The sequence below is a fragment of the Xanthomonas sp. F1 genome (assembly GCF_014199855.1).
The window spans coordinates 729,813-747,694 of the sequence record NZ_JACHOK010000001.1 but is presented as its reverse complement, the minus strand read 5'-3'; the positions used below and the strand labels follow the sequence as shown (position 1 = coordinate 747,694).

The 17,882-nt window shown below is 70.1% G+C and carries 13 protein-coding genes; 3 read left to right on the top strand and 10 right to left on the bottom strand.

Translation table 11 applies throughout. The features are described from left to right. The first annotated feature begins 16 nt into the window (after nucleotides 1–16). Nucleotides 17–1,255 carry an MFS transporter gene (locus tag GGR71_RS03115; RefSeq protein WP_184451623.1) on the top strand — a complete coding sequence of 413 codons (1,239 nt, stop codon included), beginning with the start codon at nucleotides 17–19 and terminating at the stop codon, nucleotides 1,253–1,255. Between the two features lie 97 nt (nucleotides 1,256–1,352). After that, complete coding sequence (locus GGR71_RS03110; RefSeq protein WP_160957332.1) at nucleotides 1,353–2,462, top strand: sterol desaturase family protein; 1,110 nt, start codon at nucleotides 1,353–1,355, stop codon at nucleotides 2,460–2,462. Nucleotides 2,463–2,695: 233 nt separating this feature from the next. Here the strand turns inward: GGR71_RS03110 and GGR71_RS03105 are convergent, their stop codons facing one another. From GGR71_RS03105 to ybaL, 9 genes are all read right to left on the bottom strand, one after another. Further along, complete coding sequence (locus GGR71_RS03105) at nucleotides 2,696–3,010, bottom strand: PsiF family protein (RefSeq protein ID WP_160957333.1); 315 nt, start codon at nucleotides 3,008–3,010, stop codon at nucleotides 2,696–2,698. Nucleotides 3,011–3,066: 56 nt separating this feature from the next. Continuing rightward, nucleotides 3,067–4,320, bottom strand: a complete 1,254-nt coding sequence (locus tag GGR71_RS03100) for a type III PLP-dependent enzyme (protein ID WP_160957334.1) — start codon at nucleotides 4,318–4,320, stop codon at nucleotides 3,067–3,069. After that, the gene (locus GGR71_RS03095; protein WP_160957335.1) at nucleotides 4,317–6,074 is read right to left on the bottom strand and encodes an IucA/IucC family protein; all 1,758 of its coding nucleotides are present in this window, start codon (nucleotides 6,072–6,074) and stop codon (nucleotides 4,317–4,319) included. Before GGR71_RS03095 ends, GGR71_RS03100 begins: the two co-directional genes overlap by 4 nt. After that, nucleotides 6,052–7,224 (bottom strand): MFS transporter, encoded by a 1,173-nt coding sequence (locus GGR71_RS03090; RefSeq protein ID WP_160957336.1) that lies wholly within the window; start codon nucleotides 7,222–7,224, stop codon nucleotides 6,052–6,054. Before GGR71_RS03090 ends, GGR71_RS03095 begins: the two co-directional genes overlap by 23 nt. Continuing rightward, nucleotides 7,221–9,023, bottom strand: coding sequence for an IucA/IucC family protein (locus GGR71_RS03085; protein ID WP_160957337.1), 1,803 nt, complete (start codon nucleotides 9,021–9,023; stop codon nucleotides 7,221–7,223). Before GGR71_RS03085 ends, GGR71_RS03090 begins: the two co-directional genes overlap by 4 nt. Then, nucleotides 9,020–10,246, bottom strand: coding sequence for an ATP-grasp domain-containing protein (locus GGR71_RS03080; protein WP_160957338.1), 1,227 nt, complete (start codon nucleotides 10,244–10,246; stop codon nucleotides 9,020–9,022). Before GGR71_RS03080 ends, GGR71_RS03085 begins: the two co-directional genes overlap by 4 nt. A gap of 251 nt (nucleotides 10,247–10,497) precedes the next feature. Beyond that, nucleotides 10,498–12,627: a TonB-dependent receptor family protein gene (locus GGR71_RS03075; RefSeq protein ID WP_160957339.1), complete on the bottom strand. Its 2,130-nt coding sequence runs from the start codon at nucleotides 12,625–12,627 to the stop codon at nucleotides 10,498–10,500. 28 nt (nucleotides 12,628–12,655) lie between these two features. Further along, on the bottom strand, nucleotides 12,656–13,387 hold the full coding sequence (locus tag GGR71_RS03070; RefSeq protein ID WP_160957340.1) for an HpcH/HpaI aldolase family protein: 732 nt from the start codon (nucleotides 13,385–13,387) through the stop codon (nucleotides 12,656–12,658). 209 nt (nucleotides 13,388–13,596) lie between these two features. Then, nucleotides 13,597–15,276 carry a YbaL family putative K(+) efflux transporter gene (gene ybaL, locus GGR71_RS03065; RefSeq protein ID WP_184451621.1) on the bottom strand — a complete coding sequence of 560 codons (1,680 nt, stop codon included), beginning with the start codon at nucleotides 15,274–15,276 and terminating at the stop codon, nucleotides 13,597–13,599. A gap of 511 nt (nucleotides 15,277–15,787) precedes the next feature. Here ybaL and GGR71_RS03060 point away from each other — a divergent pair. Continuing rightward, nucleotides 15,788–17,299 carry an MASE1 domain-containing protein gene (locus tag GGR71_RS03060; protein ID WP_160957388.1) on the top strand — a complete coding sequence of 504 codons (1,512 nt, stop codon included), beginning with the start codon at nucleotides 15,788–15,790 and terminating at the stop codon, nucleotides 17,297–17,299. Here the strand turns inward: GGR71_RS03060 and GGR71_RS03055 are convergent. Then, nucleotides 17,289–17,720 carry a hypothetical protein gene (locus GGR71_RS03055; RefSeq protein ID WP_184451682.1) on the bottom strand — a complete coding sequence of 144 codons (432 nt, stop codon included), beginning with the start codon at nucleotides 17,718–17,720 and terminating at the stop codon, nucleotides 17,289–17,291. The genes GGR71_RS03060 and GGR71_RS03055 overlap by 11 nt on opposite strands. Nucleotides 17,721–17,882: the final 162 nt, after the last annotated feature.

Below are 17,882 nucleotides of genomic sequence, written 5' to 3'. Positions count from 1 at the left end.
CAATGCCCGTCCCGCCATGTCCACGCTGCGTCCTGCCGCACCTGTCGTTTCTGCCTCCACCGGCACCGCCGCCCCGCGCAAGGTCGCGTCCGGCGTCCTGGCCGCGATCACCTCCTCGCACCTGATCAACGACATGATGCAGTCGCTGATCCTGGCGCTGTACCCGGTGCTCAAGGGCCAGTTCCAGCTCAGCTTCGCCCAGGTCGGCCTGATCACCCTGACGTACCAGATCACCGCTTCGCTGTTCCAGCCGCTGATCGGGCTGCGCACCGACCGCCGGCCGGCGCCGTATTCGCTGCCGCTGGGCATGAGTTCAACGCTGTGCGGACTGTTGCTGCTGGCCTATGCGCCGAGCTTCGGCATGGTGCTGCTGGCGGCGGCCCTGGTCGGGATCGGCTCGGCGATCTTCCATCCCGAATCCTCGCGCATCGCGCGGCTGGCCTCGGGTGGGCGCCATGGCCTGGCCCAGTCGGTGTTCCAGGTCGGCGGCAATACCGGCACCGCGCTGGGGCCGCTGATCGCCGCGGCGGTGATCGTGCCCAACGGCCGCCACAGCGTGGCCTGGTTCGGCGGCGCGGCGCTGCTCGGCATCGCCCTGCTGTCCTACGTCGGGCGCTGGTACGCGCTGCACCTGCAGGCCGCGCGGGCGGCGCCGCGGCCGGTCACCGCAGTGCCGGCGCTGCCGCGCGCCATGGTGGTGCGGATCGTCGGCATCCTGCTGCTGCTGATCTTCTCCAAGTATTTCTACATCGCCGGGCTGAGCAGCTACTACACGTTCTACCTGATCCAGCGCTTCGGCATCTCGGTGCAGAGCGCGCAGCTGCATCTGTTCGCGTTCCTGCTGGCCTCGGCGCTGGGCACGCTGATCGGCGGCCCGGTCGGCGACCGCATCGGCCGCAAGCCGGTGATCTGGGTGTCGATCCTGGGCGTGGCGCCGTTCGCGCTGGCGCTGCCGCACGTGGGCCTGCATGCGGCCACCGTGCTGACCGTGCTGATCGGCTTCGTGCTGTCCTCGGCGTTCTCGGCGATCCTGGTGTACGCGCAGGAAATGATGCCCGGGCGCATCGGCACCATCTCCGGGCTGTTCTTCGGCTTCGCCTTCGGCATGGGCGGGCTGGGCGCGGCGGTGCTGGGCCTGCTCGCCGACCACCGCGGCATCGTCTTCGTGTACCAGGTGATGTCGTTCCTGCCGCTGCTGGGCATCGTCGCGGCGCTGCTGCCGAGCCGGCGGCCGGGCGCCGCGGCGGCACACTAGCGCGGCCGGCCGCGGCCGCCGGCTGGCACGGACAGCTTGGCGAAAGCCAGCGGCGGGATGCTGTCGCGCCGGCCGTCGCGCCCTTTTGCCGTTTCGCATGCCTGTCATTGCCATGGTCTCGTCCATTGCCCACGCCTGGTCCACGCTGGTCGACCTGGTCGCCAGCCACGCCGTGGCGCCGCTGCTGGCGGCGCTGCACCTGACCGGGCTCAGCGACGATCCGCACGACATCGCCGCCTCGCTGCTGGTGGCCGCGCTGCAGCTGTCCATCATCGGCGTGCTGTTCCGGCCGCTGGAGAGCCTGTGGCCGGCAGAGCGCTGGGAACACCGGCGGCTGGCGCGCATCGACTTCCACTACACCTGGCTGATGTTGATCGGGGTGTTCCCGCTGTTCTCGTTCCTGATCCTGACCCCGCTGGTCAACGCGCTGGGCGGCGCCGACCCCAACGCCGCGGCGGCGCCGGAGACCGGCCTGCGCCATGCCTGGCCGTGGCTGGGCCAGCATCCGCTGGCGCTGTTCGCGCTGTACTACCTGGCCTACGACTTCACCTACTACTGGATGCACCGGGTGCAGCACTGGATGCCGTGGTGGTGGGCCATGCACAGCATGCACCACAGCCAGCGCCAGCTCAGCTGCTGGGCCAACGACCGCAGCAACTACCTGGACGGCATGCTGCAGTCGTTCGTGCTGGCCGGGGTGGGCATCGCCTTCGGCATCGAGGCAGACGAGTTCGCCTGGCTGATGCTGCTCGGCGAACTGGTGCAGAACCTGTCGCACGCCAACACCCGTTTCGGCTTCGGCCCGGTGCTGAACAAGCTCCTGGTCGATCCGCCGTTCCATCGCCTTCACCACATGCGCGTGGACCCGGAGCGGCCGGGTCTGCACAACTGCAACTTCGGCCAGGTGTTCGCGTTCTGGGACGTGCTGTTCGGCACCGCGCTGTACGGCGAGCCGGTGCGGCCGACCGGGGTGGGCGATCCGATGGTGGACCGCGACAACGAGCTGGGCCTGGTCGCGCTGCAGTGGGAAGGACTCAAGCGCTTCTGGGGTGCGGTGCGGCGGCGCTCGGGATGGACGCCGGGCGAGGTGGCGTTCGGCGAGGACTATGCACCGATTCCGGTGGATCACGCGGGGATGCCGGTGAGCGGTGGGGATTCGGGAGTGGGGATGACCAGCCATTCGGCTGTGGAAGGCCGGGAGTCATAGGAGCGGTGGCGGTTGGCAATGCGGTTTTTGCCGGCCTCGCAGGCTGTCGTACCTCACCCCAGCCCATCTCCCGGGGGGAGAGGGGCTCAGCTTTTCCTTCTCCCTTCGGGAGAAGGTGCCCCGCAGGGGCGGATGAGGGTACGGGCGCAGCCTCGTGCACCCAAACATCGCCAGATGCTTCGCGCCGTACCCTCACCCCAACCCCTCTCCCGATGGGAGAGGGGCTAGTGAGTTCACTGCTTCTTCAGGCAGCCGCTCATGAAGGTCTTGCGCGCGTCGCCCTGCAGCTTCTGGGTGGCCGCCTGGGCGTTGCAGTCCTTCATCCGTTGCTGGGAGGCGTTGCCCGCCGCCGGGGCGGTGCCGCCGCTGAGGCAGGCCTTCTGCGCGCTCTTGTACTCGTCGCCTTTCTTGCCCTTGTTCTGGGCCGAGCACTTGGCCATCAGGGTCTGTTGTGCGGTCTGCGGCTTGGCCGCGGCGGTGGCCAGCAGCGGGGCGGCGGTGAAGCTCAGCAACAGGCAGGTGACGGCAAGACGGGCGGAACGGGTCATGGCGGCGGCTCCGGTTGGATAGTGGACGGCAGCGTAGGCCGCCGCCGGTGGCCGGATCATGACGCGGTGCTGGCGGGCTCGGCAATGCGGCCCTGCGGCATGGCGTCTGCGGCATGCGCCGGGCCATCGAGGAACAGCATCTGCGGCGGCGGGTGCATCAGGAACTGCTGGTGCGAGATGTTCCAGGCGTAGGCGCCAGCCAGCGGGAACGCCAGGCAGTCGCCCGGCGCCAGCGCGGCCACCGGCTGGTCGCGGGCCAGCACGTCCTTGGGCGTGCACAGCTGCCCGACCAGGGTCACCCGCGCATCGCGCAGCACCGGCGGCTGCGTGCCGCGCAGGACCAGGAACGGATGATCGTGGCCCTGTGCGGCAGGCGTGCGGAAATGATGGGTGCCGCCGCGGCCGATGGCGAACTGCGCGCCATGGCTGCGCTTGATGTCGAGCACCTCCATGAGATACCAGCCGCAGGCGGCGCTGACGTAGCGGCCCGGTTCCAGGCGCAGGCGCAGGCCTTCGCCGTGCGTGCGCAGCAGCGCCGGCAGGCCGGCGCAGAACGCGGCCCAGTCGAACGAGGCCGCTGGATCGGCGTAGTCCACGCCGAATCCGCCGCCGGCGTTCACCGTCAGCGGTCCCAGCGCATACGCCTGGCGCCAGCCCTGCACGGTCTGCAGGTAGTGGGCGATCAGGCGCAGTTGCAGCTGCGCATCGCGCTGGTGCGACAGCAGGTGGAAGTGGAAGCCGTCCAGGCGCAACCCGGTCGCGCCGCGCAGCAGTTGCATGGCCGCGTCCAGGTCGTCCACGTCCAGGCCGAACGGCGAGGGCCGCCCGCCCATCACCAGGCGTGTGTCCTGCATGCCCGGCACCACGATGTTCAGGCGCAGGAACACCGACAGCGGCCGTGTGTGCGACGCGGCGATGCGGGCCAGCCGCTGCAGCTCGCCCAGGCTTTCCACATGCACGCTGCAATCGGGCAGGCTGGCGGCCAGTTGCAGTTCGGTGTCGAGCTTGCCGGGGCCGCCGAACAGCAGCCGGCGGCCCGGCTGGTGCGTGTGCAGCCACTGCAGTTCGCCGCCGGAGGCCGCCTCGAAGCCGTCCACCCACGGCGCCAGCGTGCGCAGCACCGGCGGCTCGGCGTTGGCCTTGGCCGCATAGAACAGTTCGCACCCGGCCGGCAGCTGCGCGCGCAGCATCGCCGCGTGCGCCTGCAGTGCCGCCAGGTCGTAGACGTAGGCGCAGACCGGGCCGTCGGCTTGCGCGCGCAACTGCGCCAGTGCCGCGTGCAGCGGCGCGGGGTCGATGCGCAGGCTCATGCCGCCGCCTGCCGCAGCGCGGCGCTGCCGATCGGATTGGGCAGGAAGCTGTAGTCGGCATGGCGGTCGGCGCGCTGCAGCAGACGCAGGCGCAGATTGTTCTTGGCCGGCAGCGGCGCGCCGTCGAGCAGGGCCTGCAGCGCCGGCTGCGCGCCGTGGCGTTGCTGCCAACTGCGGGCGATGTCGCCGACGATCTGCCACAACTGCCGTTCGCGGCGGTCGTGACCGTCGGCGAGGTGGAAGATCGCTTCGGCCAGGTTGTTGACCAGCGCGCAGTAGGCGATGCGGTTCCAGCCGCGTTCGGCGCTGTAGTACAGCGACTGCCGCGCGGTCTCGGACATGCCGGGCAGGCGTGCGGCCGGCCAGCGCGCCGGCAGCAGCTTGGTGCCTTCCAGGTCGCGGATCCACACCTGCGTCGGCAGGCCGTCCTCGCAACCGATCACGGTGTTCTGCAGGTGCGGCTCCAGCACGATGCCGTGGCCGAACCAGGCGCTCCACACCCCGTCCAGCAGCAACTGCGCATAGGCGCGGAACCAGGCCGTCGTGGCCGCCTCCAGGCTGCTGCCGCTGCGCCGCGCCAGCGTTTGCAGCGCAGCGGCGCAAGCCGGCTGGCCGTGCGCATCGTTGGTGAACAGCGCGCCGGCCACCTGCGGGCGATAGCGCGCGCGCTGCGCGGCCGGGATCGCCTGCCGATACAGCACGCCGAAGCTCTCGCCCAACTCGCGGCAGGCCTGCGCATCGGCGTCCAGCGCGGAGAAGTCCAGGTCGGTGGCGGCCGGCTCCAGCAGCACGTGGAAGCCCGGCACGCGCTGCGCCAGGGCCTGCCAGTCCGGCGCCAGCAGGCGGGTCAGCGCCACTGCGCTCTCCAGTTCGTACCAGGCGTTCTTGCGCACGCAGTTGGTCAGGCGCACGTGCACCGACAGCTTGAGAAAGTAATCGAGATCGGCGTGGTACAGCGTGCGTACCGACGAGGTCGGGCGCAACGCCAGACCGCGTTCTCCCAGCGGTTCGATCCAGCCGCGCGCCTGCGCCTGGCGCAGCAGCGGATGCGCCAGCACACGCTCGGCCTCCCACGGATGGCAGGGGTACAGATCGGCGCCGCCGCCGGCCTGCGCCAGCGTGGCACGCACGTCGTGGCCCTGCGCGCGGTACAGGCGCGGGTCGATGCGGAACCAGAACAGCGGGAACGCGCTGCGCGCCTCGGGCGCGCATGCCAGCACCTGTTCCAGCGGCACGCCCTCGCGGCTCTTGGGCGTGGGATGGAAGGCGTGGCCCCACAGCATCGATTGCTCGGCATCGATCAGCGCCTCGCCGGTGGGCTGCGCGGCGTCGGCCTGGCGCAGCAGTTGCGCGGTGATGGCGACGCTGTTGGCGCTCTGCGCCAGCAGTTCCAGGTTGGGCGCCTGCTCGCCTTCGCCGAGTTCCTGCAGCAGCAGGCGCACCAGCGCCTCTGCGTCCAGGCAGTGCCAGGGACGGCCGTCGGCCTTGAGGTAGGGCGCCGAGGCGAAGCGGCAGCGACCCAGACGGTCGGCATGCGCCAGGCGCACGCACAGCGTGGCGCCGGAGGGCAGGCGCAGGCGCAGCCAGCGCTCGCCCGCGGCGGCCACCCCGGGCCGGTCCAGGCCGCGGTAGCCGAAGTCGGCCAGGCCGCGACCGAGCGCGACTTCGCGCAGGTAGCAGTTGAGCCAGCAGGTGATCGCCTGGGTTTGCGCCAGGCTGTCGTACCACGGGTCATGCATCGGCAACGGGGACATGGACGGTTCTCCGAACGGACGTGAGCATCAGGGCCGGCAGCAGCGCCAGCAGGGCGGCCGCGGCGGCGGCGAGGAACGGCACGGCCAGACCATGGCCTTGCACCAGGGCACCGGCGAGGGCGCCGCCGGCGACGCCGGCGTACTTGCCGGCGGCATCGAAGCGGCCGAACAGCTGGCCCGCACCGCGCCCGCCGGCAACCTCGGCCAGGCTGCGGTTGAGGCCGCGTAGCGCCATCCACATGCCCAGGCCGAACAGCAGCCGCGCGGCGATCAACCAACCGGGCGCCGGCGGCGCCATCTGCAGCAGGCAGGCCAGTGCGAACAGCGCGAGCCCCGCCGGCAGCGGCGACACGCGGTGGTCGCGACCGCGCCAGCACGGCATCAGCACCAGGTAGACTAGGTGCGGCAGGCTGTACAGCAGGCCGGCGACCGCGCTGCTGCCGATGCCGTGCGCCTGCGCATACGGCAGGAAGTAGGGAAAGGTCACCACCATCGCGAAACAGAACAGGAACTGCGTGGTCCACAGCGCCCAGCGCTGGCGGCGCTGCGCCGCATCCGCGTGCGGCATGGCGGACGTGGACGTGGCTGTCGCCGACGCGCGCGGCGGATCGGCCGGCAACCGCCAGCTCAGCGCGAAGGCGAGTAGCGGCAGCAGCGCCAGATAGCGGTACAGCGACTGTGCCGGCCCCAGCGCGATGGCCAGGCCGAGCAGCGCCGGGGCGGTGACCATCGCCAGCCGCGCGGAGAACTGGGTCCAGTCCAGCGCCCGCGCCAGCGAACCGCTCTGGGCCTGGCTGCTGAGATAGGCGTTGGTCGCGGCCAGCGAACCGCCGCAGGCGCCCTGCACGACCAGGCCGGCGACCAGCCAGCCCAGGTTCGGGGCGAAACCGGCCATCAGGAATCCAAGCGCCAGGCCGAGTTGCGCGCGTAGCAGCGAGCGCTTGCGTCCGTAGCGGTCGGCCAGCCGGCCCCAGGCGCTGGCGGTGAGCGCGGTGCACAGGGTCGGCAGCACGTACAGCACGCCGCTCCAGCCGATCGCCGCGCCCGGCGCGAGTTGCTGCAGCACCTGCGGCAGGAACAGCGGCATGCCCAGCGCGGTAAAGGCGGCCAGGTAATGCGCGGCCAGCACTGGGCCGAGCAGGCGCTTCATCGCGCGGCCCCGGCCGCGGTCGCGGCCACGCGCGCCGCCAGCGCATCCTCGCGCAGCAGGTTGGGCGCGCTGTCGCCGTAGAACTTGTTGATGTCCGCCGCGCCGGTGATCTGCTTGCCGAGCAGGCTGCCGGCGCTGAGCAGGTACTTCACCGGCAGCGTGGGGGCGTCCAGCAGCGCCTGTGCCGGCGCGGTGTCGATGCCCTCGTCGCGCAGCGTGCGCAAGGTGCCGTGCAGGCGCGCGCGCAGCAGTGCGTACAGCGGCGTGCGCAGCCCTGGCTGCCATTCCGCCAGCCCTTCCAGCACCGCCTGCAGGTCCAGCTGCAGGATGATGGTGCAGAACATCCGTGCCAGCGCGGCGTCGTCCTGCACCACGATGCGCGCGTCGCGCGGTGTGCCCAACGCGGCCAGCACCGGCCGCTGCGTGTGCAGCCGCGACAGCAGCACGCGCGCCGCGTCGTTGTCCTTGAGCAGCAGCCGCGGCGCGCGGCCGGTGGCGTAGATCAGCACGCTGTTCTGCTGGTTGGCCTCCAGCGCGATGCCGTAGCGCAGCCACAGCCGCAGGTGCACCTCGCACATCAGCGCCAGGTAGCCGTCCCACCAGGCGGTGAGGTCGCCGCCATGGAAGCGTTCGGCCAGGTGCGCGGCTAGTGGCCGGCCATCGGGTAGCGTCGCGCACAGGCCGGCCACCGGCACCAGGGTCGCGTCCGGCAGCGCCGGATAGCGGCGCAGCAGGTAGGAGAGGTGCCGTGTCTCGCCGACGTGGCCGGCATGCGCCTCGTCCACGTGCAGGTAGCGTTCGCCCAGCGCCGGATCGTGCGCGGCGAGGTCGCACAGCACGCGTTCGAACCAGTGGCCGTCGTACAGCGTGGACGGCTTGATCAGGCGCAGGTTGAGCGCGCCGAGGGTGCGCATCGGCACCGGCAGCTTCAGATGATGATCGGGAAACGCCAGCGGGATCACCGTGCGCAGCGACAGCGACGGGCGCACCTGCAGCCACGGCTGCGGCGCGGCGATGGCGCCCTCCGGCAGGGCGAAGCCGTACTCGCCCAGCCGCGCGAAGATCAGCGGGTGCAGCGGCCAGGCGACGTGGTCGGCGTCCAGCGCCGGGTCCAGGCCGAGCATGCTCGGGCGCGGCCAGAACGCCGGCGGCGGCGTGGTCTGGGTGACCTGCGCGGCCGGTAGCGCCAGCCAGCGCAACGCGAAGCTGGGGCCGAACTCCGGCGCGTAGCGCGGCAGGTCGGCGTCGTCCAGACCGAGCTTGGCGCGTGCGCTGGGATAGAACGGATGGTCGCGGTGGCTTGCCAGCTGTTCGCAGCGGTAGGCGCGTTCGTGCGCGTCGGCGGCGTCCAGCGCGGTGGCCAGCAGCGGCCGTTGCTGGGCGTAGGCCTGCCGCGCCAGCGCGCGCTGGCGAACTGCACAGTCGGCTTCCTCGACATAGGCGCGGTGCAGCGCCTGGGTTTCCGCGTCGAGCCCGGCGCCCAGCCGCGCAAGCCACTGCGCGGTGCCGGATTCGTAGGCGCTGTGCTGCGCGGTGTGCAGGACCCAGCCTTCGCTGCAGGCGCTCACGGTCTGCAGGTAACCGGCGCGGCGCAGCGGCAGCCACAGTTCGCCATCGGGCAGGTGCGCGATGCGCCACCAGGTGGCGTCCGCGGGCAGCGGCGCCTGCGCCCAGGCGGCGAGCACTGCCGGCGGCGGCGTGGCGGCGGCGCCGCGGCTGACGATGCCGCGCAGGTCTTCGCGCAGGCAGGCGTCGATCACGCGCAGATCGATGTAACGGCGGTCTGCGTCCTGGCTCATGCCGCCACCCCGGTGGTGGTGTCGATGCGCCAGTGCAGCGACGCCTCGGTGCTGGCCAGCGCCTGCTGCAGGTCCGCCTCGGTGTCGGCGAGCACGTCCAGCACGCCCAGGTAATCCTTGTTGGAGTGGCTCAGGCGGATCGCGTCGCCAGGTTGCCGCAGGCGCCGGTAGCGCGCCTCCCAATGCGCGTCGCTGCTGCCATGGTCGGCGCTGGCCACCGCCAGCGTGCCGTCGTGCTCGGCGACGTAGTAGCGGACCAAGGCCTGCGCGCGGCGCGCCTGCAGCGTGGGCAGCGGCCGGCCCAGGTGCAGGCCGAGCACGCTGTCGAACCAGTGCCCGCCGAACAGGCGATCGAGCAGGAACTCGCGGCCGTCGCCGATGCTGCGGTAGTTGATCTCCACCAGCACCGGGCCGTCGGCGGTGAGGATGAACTCGCTGTGGCACACGCCGAAGCCGATGCCGAACGCCTGCAGCTGCGCCAATGCCTGTTGCAGCACCGGCGTATCGGTGGCACCGCGCCAGCGCGCCTCGCACTCGACGAAGTGCGGTGGCGATGACAGTTGCACGTCGAAGCCGCCGATCGGCTGCAGGCTGCGCCCGTCGCCGAGCGTTTCCAGGGTGAACAGCGGGCCGTCGAGGACGCTCTCCAGCAGCACGCTGCGCTGCGGGTGGCGCTGCCAGAAATCATCGAGGTAGGCCTGCAGCGCCGCCGCGTCGGCGCAGTGGCGCACGTCCAGGCTGGCCACGCCTTCGCGCGGCTTGGCGATCAGCGGCCAGGGCGTCTGCGCCGGCGGCTGTGCGCCAGGCGCCAGGCTGCAGAACCACGGCGCCGGCAGGCCGAGCGCGCGCAGGCGCTGGCGCATCGCCGCCTTGTTCTTGGCCGCGTAGCAGACCTGCCAGTCCTTGCCCGGCACGCCGAGCGCGGCGGCGACCACGGCGGCGCTGGTCTGCAGGTGGTCGCTGTTGCTGAACACCGCGCGCGGCGGCTGCGGCAGGCTGCCGAGCAGGTCGAGTACGCCTAGCGGATTGAACACGTCGCACTCCAGCACCTGCACCGGTGCGGCCGGCGGATGGCGGCGGAAGTGGTCGAGGTGGGCGTGGCGGTGGTCGGTCAGCAGCAACACCGGCACGCCCAGGCGCTGCGCGGCGGGAAGGAAACCATCGGTCACCGCCGGGTGGCAGACGTGGCTGAGGATCAGCAGGGGAGCGTCGTGCGAGGTCATGTGCGGGTCTCGTCGGGCGCAGGCGCACGCACGCCGCCGGCGCGGCCGCGCGGCGGCGGACACGGGAGGCATGCGCCGCGGCTGCGGCAGGGTCGCGTGGTTGCCTGGCGCATCGCATCGGGCGCGCGCTGGGTGGGGGGAAGGACGCGGCTGCGTCCGTTGCACTGGCCCGCGTCTCCCGCGGGCGGCGGCGCGCCGTCAGGGCGCGCGGTGGTGCGGCGACCGGCGTCGTCGTCCGACGCCGGCGTGGATCAGAACGTGTACTCGAGGCCGACGGTGACGCTGCGGCCCGGCGCCGGCTGCCGGCCCCAGGGGCTGGTGTCGATGCCGCGGTACCAATACTTGCGATCGAACAGGTTGTTGACCGCCAGCGACGCGCTGAGCTTGCCGCTGGCGCCTTCGCTGAGCACCTGGCTCAGCTGCGCGTTCCACACCCAGTAGGCCGGCAGTTCGCCGACCGAGCCGATCGCGTTCTCCTGCACGGTGTTGGCCGCATCGCTGAAGGCGTGGCTGAAGTAATAGCTGGAAACGGCGACGGTGGTATGACCGGATTCGGGCCGGTACGACGCGCCGAGGGTGAGCTGGTTGCGCGAGGTGTAGGGCACGCGCAGGCCGTCGTACACGCCCGATTTCTGCCGTGCGTCCAGATAGGCGTAACCGGCGTTGAGGGTCAGCGCGCGCAGTTGCGCAGGGCTCCACTGCAGTTCCACTTCGCCGCCCTGGTGGCGGGTCTTGCCGAGGTTGCGGTAGGTGCGGGTGGTGTTGTCGAGCTGGATCTGCTGGTCGAAGTCGATCAGGTAGCCGCCGAACTGCACGCGGGTGCGCTCGTTGGGCTGGTAGCGCGCGCCGGCCTCGTAGTTCCAGGCCAGTTCGGCGTCGAGGTTGTCGCCGAAGATGATCTGGGTGACCTGCGGCGCGCGCAGCGAGCGCTGCCCGTCGGCGTACAGATACCACGTCGGGCTGGCCTGGAAGCCCAGGGTCAGCCCGGGCAGCACGTCGTCGGTCTTGTTGCGCGTGCGCACGCCGCTGGCCAGGTTGTAGTAACGCGAATCGACCTGCTCGTAGCGCAGGCCGGGGGTGACGGTGACGCGGCCGCCGGCGAAGGCGATCGCGTTGCTGACGTAGGCGGCGGCGCCGCGGTCCTTGAAGCGCCAGTCGCGCACCAGGGTGTAGAGGCCGTCGCTGAGGCGGGTGTTGCCGACCAAAAAGTCGATGTCCTCGTTGATCGCGCGCGCGCCGAGCGTCCATTGCTGGCGCACCGCACCGTCGCCCATCGTCCAGCTCAGCCGCGGCTCGCTGCCGTAGACGCGGAAGTCGCGCGGCGCGCTCTGCCGCAGTTGCGGCGGCAGGTCGGGGCGCCAGGTTTCGCTGGCGGCCGAGCGCATGCCGACGATGAAGTTGCGGCTGCTGCGCGCGCTGAAGTTGCTCCAGTCCAAGCGCAGGTCCTGGAACGGCCCCACATCGCCGAAGTCCTGCTGGTAGACCAGCGAGGCGCGGGTGGTGCGGCCGTTGAATTCGTCCAGCGGCCGCGTCGACTGGCGCGGATCGCGCAGGTAGTCGGCGGTGGACAAGGCGCCGGCCATGTCCATGTCGGCGACATAGCGCTGCACGCTGGCCTTGAGCAGCTTGTCCGGCGCCAGCCACCATTCCGCGCGCAGGCGCAGGTTCTTGATGTCGGTGGCGCTGTGCTCGCGCCAGTAGTCGCCCTTGGTCCAGTTGGCGTCCAGTTGCACGCCGAAGGTGTCGCTGGCGTAGCCGCCGGTGCTGATCGCGGTGTCGCCCAGGTAATGTCCGGCACCGCCGGCTGTGACCTTCTGGCCCAGCGTGGTGGTCCAGGTGGTGGGAATGTCCGGGCTGATCAGGTTGATCACGCCGCCCACGTTGTTGGGGCCGTACTGCACCGCCGCGCCGCCGCGCACGATGTCGATGCGGTCGACCTGGTTCAGGCCGACCGGGAACAGCGACAGGCTGGTCTGCCCATACGGCGCCAGCGCCAGCGGAATGCCGTCCTCCAGCACCTGCACGCGGCCGCTGCGGCTCTCGTACAGGCCGCGCAGCATGATCTGCGGCAGCGCGCCGGTGCCGGTCTCGTCGAACACCTTGATCCCCGGGACTTTCTGCAGCGCGTCGTCCAGCGAGCGGTTGGCGCCGGTGCGCAGCTGCGCGTTGTCGATCACCTGGCGGCTGCCGGCGTAGTGCTGCACGTCCTCGACGGTGGAGCGGCCGAGCAGGCTGCCCTGCACCTGCACCGCGTCGAGCTGGCGGATCCGCGCCTGCGCATCGGCGTCGGGCGGGGCGTCCTCGGCGCGCGCGCTGGAGGGAGCGAGCAGGGCGGCGGCGAGGGCGACGGCCAGCAGCGAAGGGGAAAGCGAAGCGATCAAGACGACGACTCCAAAGGAAGGAAAACGGTCAGTGGCTGCGCAGGTCGGCCGCGCGCTGGCGCAACGCGGCCTGCAGCAGCGCGCGGTCTTCGCCGGCGAACAGCCACTGCAGGTCCGGCCGTGCCAGCCAGTGCGCGCGTTGCGCGGCGTCGCGCGGATTGGGGCAGAAGGGAATGCCGGCGGCACGGCAGGCCGCATCGATCGCCAGCAATTGGTCCCAGACCTGCGGATGGGTGGGCTGCGGGCCGAGACCCAGGTCCAGCGCCAGGTCCAGCGCGCCCTCCATCACCAGCGAGACGCCGGGCACCTGCAGGATCTGCGGCAGGGCACGCACGCCGGCGGCGCTTTCGATCATCGGGATCACCCGCAGGCGCTCGTGGCTGCGGGCGATGTAGTCGGCCAGGCCCACGCTGCCGAAGCCGGTGACCCGGCCGCCGGTGATGCCGCGGCGGCCGTGCGGCGGGAAGTGCGCGGCGGCGACCGCGCGCTCGGCCTGCTCGGCGCTGTCCAGTCCGGCCAGGACCACGCCGCGGGCGCCGGCGTCGAGCACCCGGCCGATCAGCTTGGCATCGACCTCGGGCACGCGCACCCAGGGTTCGCAGCCGCCCAGTTCGCAGGCACGGATGGCGTGTTCCAGCTCGGCCGGCGAGCGCAGCACGTGTTCCAGGTCGAGCACCGCGAAGTCGTAGCCGACATGCCCGAACATCTCGCATAGCAGGGCACTGGGCACGGAGTTGAGCAACCCGATCTTGCAGGCCATGGGGGAGGGCGAGCGGAACTGGGGAAGGGAGCGCAATCCTGCCGTAAACGAGAATGCTTATCAAGAAGATTCGCCGCAGACCGTCACGGTTGCTGTAGACGGTTTCTGTGCGTTACCGCGCCTTTCCCGGCGGCGACTCTGCCTCAGAAAGGGAGGAGTCGCCTTTGCGAATCCCTACTCCCCACTCCCCAATCCCTGCCGCCGGGCGCTCAGCGCGCGGCGGCGCGCATTCCCCGGTACGGTGGCGTCGCCATCACCATTTCCGCCAGCGAGTAGGCCAGCTCACGCTCGGCCATCACCGTGCCGTCGGCGCCGTGGTCGAGCAGATGCTTGACCTCGGCATCGCTGTGCGCGCGCGCCAGCAGGGTCAGCGCCGGATTCAGCGCACGCAGCTTGGCCAGGGCTTCGCCGGCTTCCAGCGGCTGCGGGATCGCCAGGATCGCGATCTTGGCCTTCTCCGGATGCGCCTCGGCCAGCACACGGTCGGCGGCGGCGCTGCCGCGGATGCCGGGGATGCCGTCGGCATGGGCGCGTTCGACGTGGTCGCGGTTGTCGTCGATCACCAGCACCGGCACGCCGCGCTCGCGCAGCACCGCCGCCAGCGCGCTGCCGACCCGGCCGTAGCCGATCACGATGGCGTGGTCGACCAGGTCCAGCGACGGCCCCGGCGGCAATTCCGGTTCCACCGTCACCGGCGCCTCCACCGCCTGCCGCGCCTGCCAGCGGTCCAGCCAGGAGAACAGCAGCGGGTTGGCGATGATCGACAGCAGCGCGCCGGCCAGGATCAGGTCGCGGCCGGTCTCGGGCAGGATCGCCAGGCTCACGCCGAGGCCGGCGAGAATGAAGGAGAACTCGCCGATCTGCGCCAGGCTGGTGGAGATGGTCAGGGCGATGCCGGTGGGATGACCGAACGCGCGCACGATCACGAAGGCGGCCAGCGACTTGCCGACGGTGATGGTCAGGAACGTGGCCAGCACCTGCCAGGGATGCTCGAGCAGGATGTGCGGATCGAACAGCATGCCCACCGAGACGAAGAACAGCACCGCGAAGGCGTCGCGCAGCGGCAGCGAGTCGTTGGCGGCCTTGTGGCTGAGCTCCGACTCCTTCAGCAGCATGCCGGCGAAGAACGCGCCCAGCGCGAACGACACGCCGAACAGGGTGGCCGAGCCGAACGCCACGCCCAGCGCGATCGCCAGCACCGACAGCGTGAACAGCTCGCGCGAACCGGTCGCGGCCACCTTCTCCAGCGCCCACGGGATGGCGCGACGGCCGACCACCAGGATCACCGCCACGAACGCCGCCATCTTCAGGAGGGTGATGCCGAGCGCGCCGAGGATCGCGCCGGTGTCGGCGCCCTTGCCGCCGAGCGCGTCGGCCAGCGCCGGCAGCAGCACCAGCGCCAGCACCATCACCAGGTCCTCCACGATCAGCCAGCCCACCGCGATGCGCCCGCGCAGGGTCTCCAGCAGGCGCCGTTCCTCCATCGCCCGCAGCAGCACCACCGTACTGGCCACCGACAGCGCCAGGCCGAACACCAGGCCGTGCAGGGTCGGCCAGCCCATGCTCCAGGCCAGCCCCCAGCCGAGCAGGGTGGCGACCGCGATCTGCGCCAGCGCGCCGGGGATCGCGATCCACTTCACTTCCATCAGGTCTTCGAGCGAGAAGTGCAGCTCCACCCCGAACATCAGCAGCATCACCCCCAGTTCCGACAACTGGGTGGCCAGGGCCTGGTCGGCGACGAAGCCGGGCGTGAACGGGCCCACGCAGATGCCCGCCACCAGGTAGCCGACCAGCGGCGAGAGTTTGAGGCGGTGGGCGAGCGTGCCGAGGAGGAAGGCGAGCGCGAGCCCGACCGCGATGATGTCGATGAGACTGGTGTCGTGATGCATTCAGGATCGCAGAACAAGGAAGCCCCGAGTGTCGCCGATCGGGGCTTTTGTCGGCAAATCGGCGTGGCGCGGGTGGAGCGGCGACAATGACGGCGCACGCTGGGTGCTCGCGTGTCTCGGCCGCTGCGCAGGACGGCGTGATGCGGCAGGAAGGGGCCGGCCAGCGGCTTGCATCCAGCCATCTCAGCCTGCGACTGCCTGATCGATCAGGTGAGGCTGGCTGACGGAACTGGAACCGTCACGCATCGGGCCGGTCGGTCCGATCAGGAGTCGAGACGGGGCGGCGAGCGTCCGTCGTTGCGCAGTCGGCCCCGTCGGCGGACCCGCAGCGGGGTCGTGAAGGGCGCTCCCCGACACCTTGAATGGGATGGAGGTCGCAGCGATCGGGGGACGCACGCAACTCCCTGTCAGGAAAGACATTACACGGCATGATGGACGTTAACTGTCTACTGTTTCGGCCCATTCCCTGGTGTATGTTTGCGCCATTGGTGTCCTGCCAGGACAGGGTGGCATGGCTAGACTGAATACTTTCGCGAAGGGACTGCTCCTCAGCACCGTTTACTGTGCCGGCTATCTGTTGGCGTGGCGGTTGTCCTTGGACCAGTGGTTCCTGCCAGCCGGCCTGCGTGCGGCCGTGTTGCTGTTCATGCCGTTACGGCTGTGGCCTTATCTGTTGCTCGGCGATGCTGCGGCGCTGCTGGCGTTGCGTGTGCCGTTGATCGACGAGGGCCAGAGTGCGGCGTGGGCGTATCTGAGTCCGTTGCTGCTGATGCCGTTGTCGGCGTTGGTGCCGCTGTGGTTCCGCCGTCGCGTGCCCGACGTGATGGTCTGGCAGCAGCGTCTGCTGCCGGTGGTGCTGGGCATGGCGCTGTGGGGCGTGCTGATCAACAAGGCCCTGAACTGGTTGCTGGATGGGCCGGTGACCGACATCAACGTCGAGAACGCGCTGAAGTTCTGGGTCGGTAACTATCTCGGCATCCTGGTGTTCGTGTTGCCGGCCTTGCTGTGGGTGCGTCGCGAAGGCACGGCGTTGATGTCGCGTGGCCTGATGCACGACAGCCTGCGCGCTGCGCTGATGGTGGGTGCCCTGTTCGCGGCCGCGATGAACGTGCCGGACGGGGTCGCACGGCAGTTCCTGCTGGTGATGATGATCGTGCCGGGTTTTTGGCTGACCCTTGGCCACGAGTGGCGGGGTGCCGCCGTCGGCATCGTCATGGCCGACATCGCGGTGGCGATGGCTCTGGCCAAGTCGCATCACGCCGGTGCATTCGACCTGGAAACCTTCTACGTACAGATGTTGGTGTCGTTCGCTGCCACCACGTTGTTCGTGCTCGGCACTCGCATCGCCGGGGTGATGGATCAGGCGCGGCGCCTGGGCTTCGCCGAACAGGAGGCGCTGCAGGTGGCGCAGGCCAGCTACATGTCGGCCGAACGAACCCTGCGCAACCGGGTGATCGAGTACACCGATATCCACGTGCACATCAACAAGCTGCGCCGCGATATCGCCACCACGCTGAAGCAACACGGGCACTACGCGGCGGCGATGGAAATGAACCGCACCGGAGTGATCCAGGCGCAGTTGCTGGACGATTATGTCGCCGCGCTGTATCCGCTGGATATCGAAACGCACGGCCTGTACGGCGCGCTGAACTCCATTGCCTTCGCCAATGCCTGCGATACCGAGGTCGAGGCACGCCTGCATGGGGATTCGCGGCGGCTGTCGATCGGGCTGCAGCTGGCGGCGTATCGCTGCGTGCTCAATGCCATGGAAATCCTGCCCAATGCGGGCCGGCACACGATCACGGCGCGGGTCTGGTCTGCCCGTGGCAAGCGCGGCGTGGTGGTGACCGTGGAAGCTGATGCGGCGATGCCGGGCGGCGGCCGCAAGCAGCACAGCTCCGACGAAATGGACTGGGAACTGGCTAGTCGGTTGAAGGCTCATGACGGCACCTGTCGGCGCCGTCATGAGCGAAAGATCAGTTTCCTGATCTCCGAGCCGCTGGAAAGGACCGTTACTTCTTGATGGTCACGGTCCAGACGTCGCCGTTGGCGCTGCTGGCCAACTGCACGGTGAAGTAACGCGCGTCGTAGACCACGGCGCCACGGCTGCTGTCGAAGGTGTCGACAGTACTCACCCGATCCACGTCCTTGCCCATTGGCGTCACCCATGCGGTGTCGCCGACACGGCCGACCGCGCCACGCACCTGGCCGGTGGAATCATTGATTTGCAGGTAGGTCACGCCGTTGCGCTCGAACTGGTAGATACGTGCCGACGCATTGGTGGACAGATTGGTCGCCGCTGGCGCGCTTTCACCCAGACCGCGGATGGAGATCGGGCTGCCGTTGCCGCCGCTCGGGCAACAGCTTTGCGCATAGGCGCTCGACGCAAGCGCCGAGCACGCCACGATGCCTGATAGCACCGCGATTTTTGATGTTTTCCACATGACACGATCCTTCCCCTGTTGGGGTCTCTTTTGCCTGCCGTTCAGGCGATTCCACATTACGCGAATCGCAACAGGCCACTGTTGACAAATAATCAAGCGATTCATACTTGTGATGCGTATCACTTTTATATATTCGGGGATGATTCCCGAAAAGTGCTCGCA